13 protein-coding genes are annotated in these 13,635 nt (G+C 38.4%); 7 read left to right on the top strand and 6 right to left on the bottom strand.

Annotated features, from left to right (window positions below; all coding sequences use genetic code 11):
- Positions 1 to 78: 78 nt before the first annotated feature.
- The 4 genes from H5232_RS07850 (at position 79) to glmS (ending at position 5,905) form a co-directional block, all read left to right on the top strand.
- Positions 79 to 2,148, top strand: coding sequence for a winged helix-turn-helix domain-containing protein (locus tag H5232_RS07850; RefSeq protein WP_182830747.1), 2,070 nt, complete (start codon positions 79 to 81; stop codon positions 2,146 to 2,148).
- 312 nt (positions 2,149 to 2,460) lie between these two features.
- Positions 2,461 to 3,102, top strand: coding sequence for a helix-turn-helix transcriptional regulator (locus H5232_RS07845; RefSeq protein ID WP_259400111.1), 642 nt, complete (start codon positions 2,461 to 2,463; stop codon positions 3,100 to 3,102).
- A 117-nt stretch (positions 3,103 to 3,219) separates the two neighbouring features.
- Positions 3,220 to 3,978 (top strand): DeoR/GlpR family DNA-binding transcription regulator, encoded by a 759-nt coding sequence (locus H5232_RS07840; RefSeq protein ID WP_145240141.1) that lies wholly within the window; start codon positions 3,220 to 3,222, stop codon positions 3,976 to 3,978.
- Positions 3,979 to 4,084: 106 nt separating this feature from the next.
- On the top strand, positions 4,085 to 5,905 hold the full coding sequence (glmS, locus tag H5232_RS07835; protein ID WP_182760551.1) for a glutamine--fructose-6-phosphate transaminase (isomerizing): 1,821 nt from the start codon (positions 4,085 to 4,087) through the stop codon (positions 5,903 to 5,905).
- Positions 5,906 to 6,024: 119 nt separating this feature from the next.
- Here glmS and H5232_RS07830 read toward each other — a convergent pair whose 3' ends face one another.
- The 5 genes from H5232_RS07830 to H5232_RS24610 form a co-directional block, all read right to left on the bottom strand.
- Complete coding sequence (locus H5232_RS07830) at positions 6,025 to 7,476, bottom strand: anti-phage deoxyguanosine triphosphatase (protein ID WP_182798117.1); 1,452 nt, start codon at positions 7,474 to 7,476, stop codon at positions 6,025 to 6,027.
- A gap of 98 nt (positions 7,477 to 7,574) precedes the next feature.
- Positions 7,575 to 7,805 carry an ATP-binding protein gene (locus tag H5232_RS07825; protein ID WP_182784910.1) on the bottom strand — a complete coding sequence of 77 codons (231 nt, stop codon included), beginning with the start codon at positions 7,803 to 7,805 and terminating at the stop codon, positions 7,575 to 7,577.
- Between the two features lie 15 nt (positions 7,806 to 7,820).
- Positions 7,821 to 8,060 (bottom strand): transcription factor, encoded by a 240-nt coding sequence (locus H5232_RS07820; RefSeq protein WP_182784912.1) that lies wholly within the window; start codon positions 8,058 to 8,060, stop codon positions 7,821 to 7,823.
- Between the two features lie 186 nt (positions 8,061 to 8,246).
- Positions 8,247 to 8,816: a PIN domain-containing protein gene (locus H5232_RS07815; protein ID WP_182784914.1), complete on the bottom strand. Its 570-nt coding sequence runs from the start codon at positions 8,814 to 8,816 to the stop codon at positions 8,247 to 8,249.
- Positions 8,816 to 9,469: an excisionase family DNA-binding protein gene (locus tag H5232_RS24610; RefSeq protein ID WP_310736866.1), complete on the bottom strand. Its 654-nt coding sequence runs from the start codon at positions 9,467 to 9,469 to the stop codon at positions 8,816 to 8,818. The genes H5232_RS07815 and H5232_RS24610 overlap by 1 nt, the downstream gene beginning before the upstream one ends.
- On the opposite strand from H5232_RS24610, the gene H5232_RS07805 reads away from it, so the two are divergent.
- On the top strand, positions 9,456 to 10,646 hold the full coding sequence (locus H5232_RS07805) for an alpha/beta hydrolase-fold protein (RefSeq protein WP_182718824.1): 1,191 nt from the start codon (positions 9,456 to 9,458) through the stop codon (positions 10,644 to 10,646). The genes H5232_RS24610 and H5232_RS07805 overlap by 14 nt on opposite strands.
- A 77-nt stretch (positions 10,647 to 10,723) precedes the next feature.
- Here the strand turns inward: H5232_RS07805 and H5232_RS07800 are convergent, their stop codons facing one another.
- Positions 10,724 to 11,518 (bottom strand): AraC family transcriptional regulator, encoded by a 795-nt coding sequence (locus H5232_RS07800; RefSeq protein WP_182718825.1) that lies wholly within the window; start codon positions 11,516 to 11,518, stop codon positions 10,724 to 10,726.
- A 97-nt stretch (positions 11,519 to 11,615) separates the two neighbouring features.
- Between H5232_RS07800 and H5232_RS07795 the strand changes: the two genes are divergently transcribed.
- Positions 11,616 to 12,320, top strand: a complete 705-nt coding sequence (locus H5232_RS07795; protein ID WP_064435637.1) for a type 1 glutamine amidotransferase — start codon at positions 11,616 to 11,618, stop codon at positions 12,318 to 12,320.
- A gap of 362 nt (positions 12,321 to 12,682) precedes the next feature.
- Positions 12,683 to 13,285 carry a hypothetical protein gene (locus H5232_RS07790; RefSeq protein ID WP_182784920.1) on the top strand — a complete coding sequence of 201 codons (603 nt, stop codon included), beginning with the start codon at positions 12,683 to 12,685 and terminating at the stop codon, positions 13,283 to 13,285.
- Positions 13,286 to 13,635 lie beyond the last annotated feature (350 nt).

Below are 13,635 nucleotides of genomic sequence, written 5' to 3'. Positions count from 1 at the left end.
CAATGCATTAAACTTTATGGTAATTACTATTGCAGTACGTTATTATAATGAACGTTAAGGGACTGTTAAGGTTTGTAAGTGGCAAATGCTATGTTGATTAAATTTGGTGAGTACTGTTTGGACACTGAAGAGATGTCTCTTCAAATTAATGAGCAGTTAGTTGTACTTGAACCAAAAGTATTTGCCGTATTGATGTATTTTATTGAGCATCATGAGCGTTATATTTCAATGGATGAATTGCATGATAACTTATGGAAAGACCGCTGTGTTTCTGATGCCGCAGTAAGGCGAATTATAAGTAAACTTCGCATAATTTTGAATGATGATTATAAAGATCCTAAGTATCTTCAATCGCTCTCTAAACGTGGATATAAATTAATTTGTCCTGTATCAACAATTCCTTCCCCTATAGAAGAAAAACAAACAAGTATAGAAAAAACAGAGCACAAGAATGTTAAAAAAGCTAAGGTCTATTTTTACCTTATTGCAATAGCGATTCTTTTTCTTTCGTTAGCTTATCTTTTATTTAAATACAATGTCGATGAAGTTTCAGTTACTGCTAGGGTGGTAAATACTGTCGTCTCAGACAAAAAAGCCTTTGCAGCCTCCAGTGAAGGTCGATACATTGCATTCACTAGTAAATTAAGTCATGAAAAGAATTATCATATTTATTTAAAAGACCAGAAAACAGAGACTATAGAGGTGCTTGTAGATAATACAACCCTGCCTACAGGTTTGGTTTTCTCTAATGATGGGGAGCGCTTGTACTTTTCCGATAATTTAGGTGATATTGCTTTATTAAAGCAGATAGATCTAACAAATAAAGCGCATGGAGTAGGTACGTTAGTAGCTGATTTTTATTTCATCACAGATGTGTTTATCGACAAAAATGAAAATGACGTAATTTATTTTTCTGGGCAAAAAGATCAGCAAAGTGCATTACTTATCTATAAATTCAACTCTGAAAAAGGCTTGCTTGAAGAGATTACTTCTGTTCCTCAAAAAGGATTTCATGATAGTCGTGCGGATATTTCTCCAGACTCTGGTAAGTTGGTTGTACTGCGAATTTATTTGGGTAGTAAGCGTAATTCTATTCGAGTACACGATTTAAAGACTGGCAGAACTCTTTTTCACCATGATCAAAATACAACTATCTATGATGTTCATTGGCTTGATGATGAGCATATCATTTTATTAGATGATAAAAAGCTAGCTAAAATAAATGTTAAAACAGGTGATTCAAATATTATTATCGATAAAAACAAAGGCCTTATCGCATTAGAACGAGTAACCCCAAATACACTATTAGCTATCAGAGATAATGATATTATCAATACTCTGATAGAGAAAAAGCTGCCATTAAGTGATTTTAAAAATGTTGAAATGATTCAAAAAAAACAACCTGAGCAAGATAGTAGCATTATTGCGTATCAACCTTTAGGTAACAAAATCTGGACGGTAATAAATGAGGGAGGTGTTAGCTCCTTAATTTTTTATGAAAAAAGTAAGGTTACGAAAAAAGCAACACTAATGAGCACTGAAAACCCACTAGAGTTGCTCGGCGCCTCTCTGTCTGGACAATATGTATTATTAAAGCTTCAAGACCGCATAACAATTCTTAATACGTTTGATAATAGCCTGACATACCTCTCTAAGGCTGATGAGTTGATTGGCGATGTTACTCTTTCATTAAATGAAAAATCCATTCTATATACGCGAAAAAGTAATGGTGAATGGCAAGTATTTGAGTATGTTATTGAAGAAAAAACTAAAAACCTTATCTTTAAAGGTTACCGCTTTATTCGACAATTTGAAGGGGGATATGTATTAGGTGATAATACGGGGAGGTTATCACGGTTTGATGCGAATGAAGAAACGATGACTTCAATGCCGGTAAGCATGTCCACTGAGACAAACACGAATTGGGCTGTAATAAACGGTAAAGTATTATGGAGTAATCATAATTTGATAAATACGACCTTCTATGAAATAGACTTAAATGATGTAGATACTTCTAGCCTAAAGTCAAAAACGTTTGACTTTAGTGTGATTAGACCAAGGTTTTATGTGGACAAGGTGAATGGTTTAATTATCGTTGAAAGTTTAGGTGGTAGAACTAGTGAAATTATTTCCATTAACATTCAATAGGTTATATTTTGTTTTTGTAAAGTTATAGAAAAGTTATCTCATTATTATTGATAAAATCTATCGTGTAGCTCAAATTTAATGTGAACAATATAACTACAACATGAATTAGGGGCTACACCACGATGAATAATATATATAAGGCATCATTTATCTATACAGCTATTTTTACTTTCTTAACAGTAATATATTCCGCTGACTCGTACATAGGTATTAACACTCAAATTATTGGTAATGACTCGCCAAGTTCTTCTTGTGTCGTATTTCCTATACTCTGTAAAGATGAGTCTAAATCGAGTTTTGCATATGATAAATATGAATGAACTACATTCTAGAATTGAGCTTATAAACTCAATACATAGCTTTAATGGTTTTTTTGAAGATATAAAAAATTGTTATAGCTATGTTCAAGCAGGGTTTATTATTTTTGATTTCTCTGATTTATTTAAGTTTAATACTCATTATTTCGGTGAACTTGATGACTCTTTTTTGAATGATGTTCATTCCCGTAAGGGGTTGCTTCATTATTGCTTAAATGAAACAAGAGCAATTCAGCTTAGTGAGTTAATTGGCAGCTTTGAGTCGGTATTAATAATTCCTACGGGTTTACATAAAAATAAATTTGCTTGTCTAGTGTTGGAATTGTCAAATTTAGGCGCTGAACCTCGTAAAGTGAAAATGCTAGGGGATTATTGGCGAATTTTTTTAGTTGAAATATTTGAAGCTTATCGACGCTCAACAAATCTTGAGGCTGTAAAAATTACGCGACGTGAAAAAGAATGTATTCGTTGGGCTTCTATTGGAAAGACCTCTTGGGAGATCAGCCAAATACTCAGCATTAGCCAAAGAACCGTTGATTTCCATTTAACAAATTGTATTAGAAAGACAAACAGTACAAACCGACAGCATGCCATTGTTAAATGTATTTTGAGTGGAGAATTGCTAAGCCCTCAATAGAATTTCCCTGACCAATTAAAAGCGCATATTGCGCTTTTTTTGATCTACACCTTGCCATTTTCATAGTTTCGTTTAAAATCTCGTAACTTTCGAAACGAAACTTAAATGGTTTTCTTAATGACTAAACGAAACACCCAGCAACGTCGTCACCTTATTCTTACTCAAGTTAATGAGTTAGGTGAAGTAGCCGTAGATATTTTAGCTGAGCAGTTTCAAACCTCTGAAGTAACCATTCGTAAAGACTTAACAGCGCTTGAAAAAAGCGGACTATTACTGCGCCGCTATGGTGGCGCGATAGCATTGCCGCAAGAAATTGTAAGCGATGATATTGATTCAAAACGTAAAGTGGCGATTGCCAAAGCCGCAGCAGCACTAATCAAAGATCATAACCGCATTATTATCGACAGTGGTCGTACTACAGCAGCAATGATCCCCGAGCTGGGTAATAAGCGCGGTTTAGTAGTGATGACTAATGCAATTAAAGTGGCTAATCGCTTATTGGCGCTGGAAAACGAGCCAACACTTTTGATGACCGGTGGTACGTGGGACCCGCATTCTGAATCGTTTCAGGGGCAGGTTGCAGAGAGTGTTTTACGTTCTTATGATTTTGATCAGCTATTTATTGGTGCAGATGGCATTGATGTTGAGCGTGGTACTACTACCTTTAATGAACTAGTGGGCCTAAGCCAAGTTATGGCGGGCGCTGCTCGTGAAGTTATAGTGCTGGTGGAGTCAGAAAAAATCGGCCGAAAAATCCCTAATTTAGAATTACCTTGGCAGCAAGTGACTACGCTTATCACCGACAGCAACTTAGCACTCGATACTCGCCAAGCAATACAAGCGTGTGGTGTGCAGTTGATCTGCGCTGAGCTATAAAATTCGTGTTTATTACAGGCCGACAACACCTGTGATGTTCATTTAAATATTAAACAACACATACAAACCCAAAGTTGACGCTTTGGCATGTACAAAAGGAGAAATTATGTGTGGAATAGTTGGGGCAGTTGCAGAACGCCCAGTAAATAAAATTTTAGTTGAAGGCCTTAAGCGCCTTGAATACCGTGGTTACGACTCAGCTGGTGTGGCACTTTTAGATGGTAATACACTTAATACCGTAAAAGCAGTGGGTAAAGTAGTTAACCTTGAAAACGCGCTTGATGAAGCTGGCGTAAAAGGTACTACCGGTATTGCACACACTCGCTGGGCAACTCACGGCGGCGTGACGAAAGCAAACGCGCACCCGCATATTTCAAACAGCGAAATTGCCTTAGTGCACAATGGTATTATTGAAAACCACGCCAGCTTACGTGAAGCGCTGAAAGGCGATGGTTACGAGTTTTTATCAGATACCGACACCGAAGTAATGGTGCATTTAATTCATCAACTTCGCCAGCAACACACCACTTTGCTTGCATCAGTACAAGCTGCGGTTAAGCAGTTTGATGGCGCATTTGGTACAGTAGTATTTGATAAAGCCAACGATAATGAAATTATTGTTGCCCGTTCAGGCAGTCCATTAGTTATTGGCTTAGGTCTTGGCGAAAACTTTATTGCCTCTGACCAATTAGCATTATTACCAGTAACTCGTACCTTTATCTACCTTGAAGAAGGTGATGTAGCGCGTATCACCCGTAACAGTGTGGAAATTTTTGATGTAGACGGCAATGCCGTTGAACGTGAAGTCATTGAATCAAACATCACACAAGATGCATCAGGTAAAGGTGAATACCGTCACTACATGCTTAAAGAGATTTACGAACAGCCACTTGCTGTACGTAACACCCTTGAAGGACGTTTAAACGACGACCGCGTAGCGATTGATGCCTTTGGTGAAAGCGCTCAGCAAATATTTAAAGATGTAAAACACGTACAAATTATTGCCTGTGGTACGTCTTACCACTCAGGTATGGTTGCCCGCTACTGGCTTGAGCAATTTGCAGGTGTTAGCTGTAACGTAGAAATTGCCTCTGAGTTCCGTTACCGTCAGTCGTTTGTACACGAAAATAGCCTGCTAGTAACTATTTCTCAATCGGGTGAAACGGCTGATACTTTAGCTGCGCTTCGTTTAGCTAAAGAGCAAGGCTATATGGGGTCAATGACTATTTGTAACGTACCAGGCTCATCGCTAGTACGCGAATCAGACCTTGCCTTTATGACCAAAGCCGGTGCTGAAATTGGTGTAGCCTCTACTAAAGCATTTACTACACAGCTTGTTGGTTTGTTAATGCTTACTGCGTCTATTGCGCAAGAGAAAGGCTTAGATCAAAGTACGATTGTTAACGCTATTAAATTGCTTCCAGCTAAATTAGAAGAAACGCTACTATTGGCTGATGGCATTGCAGACCTTGCAGAAGAGTTTGCTGATAAACACCACTCACTGTTTTTAGGTCGCGGGTCGCAATACCCAATCGCAATGGAAGGCGCACTTAAGCTTAAAGAGATTTCATACATTCACGCAGAAGCCTATGCAGCAGGTGAGCTTAAACATGGTCCATTAGCATTGATTGACGCAGACATGCCAATTATTGTTGTAGCACCAAACAACGAATTGCTTGAAAAGCTTAAATCAAACGTAGAAGAAGTCCGTGCTCGCGGCGGCATCATCTATGTATTCGCTGATAAAGACTCACACTTTGAGTCAGACGAAACCATGCGTGTGATCAACGTAAATCATGTTGATGACGTGATAGCGCCAGTTGTATATACAATCCCACTACAGTTACTTTCGTACTACGTAGCGGTCATTAAAGGCACCGACGTTGACCAACCTCGTAACTTAGCAAAATCGGTTACAGTTGAGTAAGAAAAAGCGCGCAAGCGCTTTTTTTGTGGGTGAACAATAAAGTTTCACCCCATACAATAAAGTATCATACTGGTTATTTTCTTAATGGGTCCAATTTTCAAAAGTTGGACCGCCTAAAACTATAGATGGTCAAAGATAGAGCCTTTGCTAGGAGTGAAAAGCTTTTCATAGTACTTTGTTGCATATTCGTCTGTCATTCCAGAAACGAAATCACAAATTACCCTCATTTGCTTACGCTTTACTAGGTCTTTAACTGATAGTCTCTCTTGTTCTTCTTTCGATAGCCCATCAAGTACTGATTTGGCTGCGTTTTCCCAAATTTTTTTAGTTTTGTTGGGTAGGAACCTCTCAGGATCTGTTGCCAATACCTCGAAGAGCTCAATTATTAGTTTTTGGCCCTTGAACTCAAGCTGTTGGACATTTTCATTGTTGATAACAAGCTTCTTAACCAAATCAAATATTGCTTTCATTAGGTTCTCAACATCGCAAATGAGCTCAACATTCAATCTTAAGAGAGGCTCTAAGCATTGGGAGTCATTTTCGACTATTTGGGTATTACTAATCATTAGGTTTACTAGAGAACCTATAGCGTCTTTGCGTGTATAGCTTGACTCAAAAAGATCTTTTGTAATTTTGTCATACGCACAATCTGGTCGCATGGTACTAATTTTCGCAAATAACTCTTTTCTTTGCCTGCCACCTACTTCTTCTTCAAAGTAGCGCTTCCAATCACTTTGACGGATAAGTTCCAGAGACAAGGCATCTTCAAAGTCATGCAAACTGTATGAGATGTTATCTGCTAGATTCATGATTGAGCAGTCTAATGATTTATATTTTGTAAGTTTATGCTCGGTTTCTGGAGAACGGCGATCCTCATCATTCTTTGGCTTGTATTCCATGCTTGCAGTAAACTTTTCTTTCTCTTCCTGTGAGAAAGGTTCGAGGATGAACTCTACAATGTCTTTATCATCATCATGATAGCATTTTGGCGGTTTTTGTTTCGCGGCTTTAAATAACCAGTTCGGTGTGTCTTTAGTCTTTGCATCATAAGCCATGTCATTAAGTAAAGAACTATATGCTGCCGGATATTTCAATACACCAAGTAGCATTCTGCGTGTTGGGTTTAAGCCATATCCTTCAAGATATTTATCTAAAGTCCCAAGAATTCTTAAAGTCTGTCCATTTCCTTCAAATCCACCATAATCTCTCATACAGTAATTTAAAGCTACCTCACCGCCGTGTCCGAATGGTGGATGCCCAATATCATGTGCTAGACAAATAGCAGTGATTAATTCTTTTGGTGGTAGCTTATTGGCGTTTTCTACATTTTTCTTACTCAGATACTGTACGATCCCTCTTCCTATTTGTGCCACTTCCATAGAGTGAGTTAGCCGAGTCCGATAGAAGTCGCTTTCCCCTAACCCTAGTACCTGAGTTTTAGATTGTAGTCTCCTAAATGCCGATGAGTGAATTAACCTAGCTTCATCTCTGTCGTATGCTTCACGATGGTCGTCGGCTCTGGATGACTGCTCTATTCTACGCTCTTTCCAAATTTCTTCTTCTTGGCTCATAGTTCCACCATATTGTTCCTTGATTTTAAAAACGTGTATTTGCAAGTTTTCTTCTTTTGGCTGACTAAAGTGCATTTATACAATTAGTCAATTTGAGTCTAGTTGCCCTTAAAATAGGTTGACGCTTTATCATAGTGAATTCCATGACCATCGTCTTTAATATGTATACCAGATAGTCCTATATCATCAGCATCTACTAAGACTTCGACTTTGTTGGCATCTGCATCTACTGCATTCCATACTAATTCAGATATAGCATTTAGAGCGTTGGCCTTGGATACCTTATCTAAATGATCTACCTGGACTTCTACTTGAATTTGCTTGTTCATAAACCTTCCTTGAAATTAAATTAGCTCTGTATTCAAGCCTGTGGCCTTAAGTCTTGCGGTCAAATTTCGCATTTTACTGAACTCTGTGCCCTGACTTTGCTTTAACCCCATTTCCTCACAAAATTCTTTCGCCGTGATGTGCTTTAACTCATCAGCAAATTTAATCATTTGTAGGTGAAGCTCAGCCGTGTACTGGTTACGAGGTGCTTCAGCAAAAGCCTGTTTTATTTGCTTGAAAATCGCTTTATTAGACATTGATAAGGATTAGATTTTAACCATTAAGCTAAATTAGCTAATTTAGCAATGATATGCAAAGACTATCGTCAGAGGGTCTCACTAGCGGCTATTTTATGATCGTGAATAAATGGCGTTTTTCTTTTTTCCTTTAATCAAATAGGAGTTCAATCACTGCAATTTTGCTTATTTTAATGAAAGCCATAACTAAAGCATCAAACTAAAGCGTTTTAGTTTTGATACAAAGCTTGGTAGTTTTTGTCTTTGTAAACAGGCTAAAAACTCTTCTTGCGTCATGGGTGGCTTTTTCAATGAACTTCGTTGCTGTTGAGCGGCTTTTACGCAAGCGCTGCTGTCTAATTCGAACATATCACATAAGAATTCATCAGGGTGGATCGCTGTTAAACCGAGCGGCTCAAGTTCTTGTGTTGGGAAATCTTTTAAATTAAAAGTAATAATCGATTCTGCTTGGCCTTTAATGGCTGCTGCAACTACATGTCTATCATCTTGGTCGGGTAAGCATAGTCCGTTAATTAAAGGCTCATAGCCTTCAACTAAACAATCAGGAACGTTAGCATTCATGAGCGTTTTGATTCTTTCAAGTGCTTTATGCTCAATACTTGGGTTGTTCTTAAGTAGGTTACGAGTCCATTCATCATGTATCTGCTCTGTCCATCGAGCTCGGAATAAACCTGTATTGGCTAAATACATCAAATAGCTACGAAGTGGTGCGGGGTACATAACACATGCATCTAAGATTACCGTATATGATGACATTAGTAGCCCATATCCATTTCTTGATCTAATGCAGATAATTCAGCAAGTGATGCTAAACGCTGCTCTTCTAGGCGTTGTTTATATTGCATAAGATCGGCAAAAGCGACTTTCCTACGATTCCCCGTGCGAGTAAATGGGATTTCTTGTGAATCAAGGAGTTTTATAAATGTTGGGCGTGACATATTCAGCATATCAGCACCTTCTTGCGTTGTTAGCTCTGCATGAATGGGGGTAATGCTAACGGAGTTGCCTTGCCCTAGCTGAGTAAGTACTTCGATCATCATATTTAATGCGCTTGCAGGAATTGTTACTTCGTGAGATTTACCTAGCTTATCAACCACATTAATTCTTTGCGCCTCACCATTGGCTTGTATAACAGCTGATAGCTCTTGGCTACCAAGCTTAGCGAGTGCTATTTCTTCAGCACTGGGTAATTTTGTAGCTGTATTCATTTTTTCTCTCTTACTATTTTCGAGTGCAAATTGTACAATGCGGTGAGTATCCGAAATATTCGCAACAATGTCAACATTCGAAATATTCGAAAATAAAACTAAAGACGATAAATAGCGCTTTATGCGCTTTTTTTGTGCCTGAAACTCTGTTAGCTTAAGTAACTCATTATTCTCTAAGGGATTAGTTATGCGTTTACTCACCACTCTGTGTTTTGTTAGCTTTTTTGTTTTTAGTTCACAAAATACCTTTGCACAATCTAACACTAAACAACAAAGTACAGATTACTCTGTGCACACGCATACATTTAAATCGGCTGTTTTAAATGAAGAGCGCACAGTTACAGTGCAATTACCAAAGAGCTATCAAGCTGAGCCAAATAAGGTATACCCTGTTATATATCGCCTAGATGGAGCGGGTAATATACCGCTTGCCAGTGCTGTTATTGAGCGTTTACAAAATGATAATCGTGCGCCTGAGGTTATTATTGTCGCTATTGAAAACACTAATCGACTTAGAGATATGTATCCTACCGTGAACAAGGAGCCACAGGGCCCAGTTGGTGAAGGGGGCGGTGCTGATAAGTTTTTAGCGTTCTTTGAACAAGAGCTCATTCCTTTAGTTAATAAGAATTATCGTACGCATAATTATAAAGTGATTTCTGGCGCATCTGCGGGTGGTGTATTTGCGTTATATGCGTTGCAGGCCAAATCTGAGTTATTCCAAGCGCATATTGCTTATAGCCCTGCAGTTTGGTGGAACTATGGCGCATCGGTAAAAAGCACAAAGTCGTTTATAGCTAAAACGAAAGAGCTTAACAGTTACGTTTACATCAATATTGGCGAAGAAGCCGGCATCATGCGCGAAAGGTACGATGAATTGCAGCAAGCTATACAATCGCATAAAGTGCAGGGGCTACGCTTCTTTAGTGATGCGTTTGATGGTGTGTCGCATAACCTGACTTCCGTTGCTGGGGCATTTAATGCCTATCACAACTTATTTTTACCTAAACAAATGCCAATCAGTGCTTTAACTGACGATGTAGCGTCTATTGATGCTTATTATCAAAACTTATCTCAACAATGGGGTGAGCAGATATCGCCCCCAGATCGCGCTGTTAGATCACTCGGTTATAACTTAACGGGCAGCAAGCAGTTTACCCGTGCTATTGAGGTGTTTAAGTACAATATAAAAAACCACCCCAAATCAGTCGATGCGCTTTCAGCTTTATCTTATGGCTATGAAATACAAGGTGATACTCGCCAAGCTCTTGAAAAGGTGGAATCTGCTTTAGCGATTGCAGACGGCTCATACCCTTATGTAGATTACTTACAAGATACACGCATTCGGCTAGAAGCTCAGCTTAATAAAAACCTGTAATACAAGCAGGTACTTAATTTTTCGATATTTTATCGATAAAAAGTCCTATTATGCATCCAGTAGTTCTAAATGATTTTTTAAATTTTCAACGTTAAGTTATGAGCTAAGCTATCGCGACGATATTTACTCGGGGTCTGATTAAATAATTTCTTAAATGCGTAAATGTAAGCTGAATCAGAGGTATAGCCTAACTCTAATGCAATATCTTGAATCGACCTCTTTGAATCCAAAAGTTGTAAAGATAAAACGAGTCTTATATTTTGCCGCCACAATGAGAAAGATTGATTAAATTCTTTTGCGCAAACTCTCGATAAAGTGCGTTCTGATGCCCCTACTTTTTTAGCCCATTCTTTTAGCGTGAATGACAAATCAGGTTGTTGCTTGAGTTGTTTGAAAATTGCTAGCAGGCGTTTATCGGTTGGCAGTAATAATGGGATGTCATAACTATTAGCCATGACAGTTTGATCTCTGAGCACGAGTAATAAATGAGTAGTATTGGATTCTGATTGTTGGCTCATATCATTTTCAAACAAGAGCAATATGAGCTGTTTAATGAATGGAGTTACAAGGCAGGATTTAGCTTCACTTGCATACTCTACCCATACATCAGGATTAAGATAAACGGCTAAAAACTCAGTATTCGTGACTGCTACAGATTTATGAGACGTGTTTGCGGGTATGTATAGCATTGCATTGTGAGGCACGATTATGCTTTTACCACCAATGCTTGATTGTAGTAAACCTTTAAATGGGAACACTATTTGATGCCATGGGTGTGAGTGAAAATCATCAACGTAACCAGCAGGCATATGAATTGTTTTTGTTATTAGCTGTTTATGAGTATAACTTTGGATTAGCTCGTTAGCTTGCATGGTGGCGGTTTATCGATGTTTTGTGTCTGTTAGTATAAAACGCATAGCTCTGATTTGGTATATCATCGTGAGCCTCTGTTATTTAAAAGGCAAAAAAATGCATATTCACTTTATTATCCATGAGTATTTTGAAGCGCCAGGTGCATACGAAACTTGGGCTAGAATGCAGGGTTATACTATTAGTTATTCTAAGGTGTATGAAGGTAGCCCTCTGTTAGATGCGATTAAAGATATTGATATTTTAATTGTAATGGGTGGCCCTCAAAGTCCTAATACAACAATTGAACAATGCCCTTATTTTGATGCAAAAGGTGAGCAAGCCCTAATCTTAAAAGCGATTGCTGCTGGGAAAATTGTACTTGGCGTTTGTTTAGGGGCTCAGTTGATTGGTGAAGCATTAGGTGCTCATTATGAACATAGTCCTGAGCGTGAGATTGGTAAATTTCCAATTACTTTAACACCAGCAGGTTTAGTGCACCCCTTGTTTGAGCACTTCGATAAAGTGTTAGAAGTCGGTCATTGGCACAATGATATGCCGGGGCTGACACCTGATGCAAAGATCATCGCATATAGCGAGGGCTGCCCAAGGCAAATCGTTGCTTATAATGAGCGAGTATTTGGTTTTCAATGTCATATGGAGCTAACTAAAGAGGTTGTAGCCTTGCTAATTGAGCATGATGATCTTAGTGAAACTGCAAAATACCGCTTTGTTGAGGAGCCAGAAGTATTACTTGCTCATGACTATGATGCTATGAACCAAAAGATCTATTTATTTTTAGATAAATTAGTAAATACCTATTAGCTCAAAAGTATGTGCTGCGCTGCCTGTTTCTATCGTTTTTCTCTAACCTGAAGTCAGATAGAGTTACTTTAGCCGTCGTGCTATGGTTTTTATTTAGCTAAATCAATGAACAACTTCGCTTCGTTCTAACTAGTGGGCCGAATATTTTCATCAAAGCCATTTTTAAAACCACTAATCCCTACAGAGTAGCTAATAAACGTGCCAGAAATACAGGCTTTTTTCGTCATGGCTACAATGTATATATGGCGATATCTGTCTAGCAAAATGATTTAGGTAAAGTACCCAAAATAAGTCCTAAACTAATAAGTAAGTCAGCCGATACAGAAATACTTGAATGCAGAACAACTAAAAAAGGAACTTTTATGACAATCAATTTTAATATTCATCAAGCGGTAAGTCTTACTACCACAAATCAACCCAAAGCGCCGATAGCTCCTCAGCAGCAAGTGACAGATGCTAAAAAAGAGGTAGAGGCAGAACCAGAAGCGATTGCTGCATTTACTGGCGAAGCACAAAAAAGCTCACCCTATAGTGCGCTGCTTAATCCTGAAGGCTTTGATTTTAGTAATATGTCGATCAATGAATTCAAAGGGATAGTTGATGCGGTGAGAAAACTTGAGTCGGACACACAAAGAGCAAGCGGTAATACAGAAAGCCTCAGAGGAACATTTTGGGATGATGTTATGGGTGTAAAGGGCTCTCTTGAAGGGATCAACTTCCAGAACAGAGGTTTTTCTTCAAGTGATAAAATCGATATAACAGCATTTTTTGAACTTGGTGTTAAGGAAGCACAACAAATGCGAAAAGAGCACCCTCGCTCTTTTAGTAAAGTTGTTGGATATGCGAAGTCTGCTTTATCAACGGTAGAAAAATTAACCTCAGAATCTTTTATTAAAGAATATCAAGCAAAGGCCGTTGAGTTCTTAAAAAGCCAAGATACCCCATTGATAAAAACGCAGGCCTAGCATTGGTGTGAGCTTGTATGTCTTATTTTAAAGTAAATTAGCAAAAATGAACCGGGATCAACCAAAGCCGGCAGTTGTAAAAGAGGCATACTTTGGATACGTCGCAGCTCAACTATTGACCGAAAAAAGATATTTAGCTAGAATCCGCACTATTCAATTTTATAGTTATCTGTAATGTTTTACATCTTATTCAAGAACTTTGTCAGGAGGCTTTGCTCCGCGCACTATCACGATGAAGTGTTGCTCGGAGCTTGATGTTTTCTGAATCTTCATCAGGTATAACGTGATCCCTCTAAAATAAGGGAGGGGTAGTTGTATCTGATCATTACAGAAAAAGGCCGACGATGAAC

The organism is Pseudoalteromonas sp. SG41-5 (assembly GCF_014164495.1).
In the GTDB taxonomy this organism is placed as follows: Bacteria; Pseudomonadota; Gammaproteobacteria; order Enterobacterales; family Alteromonadaceae; genus Pseudoalteromonas; species Pseudoalteromonas rhizosphaerae.
The sequence above is the reverse complement of the archived record's forward strand: the minus strand, read 5'-3'. Positions and strand labels throughout refer to the sequence as shown.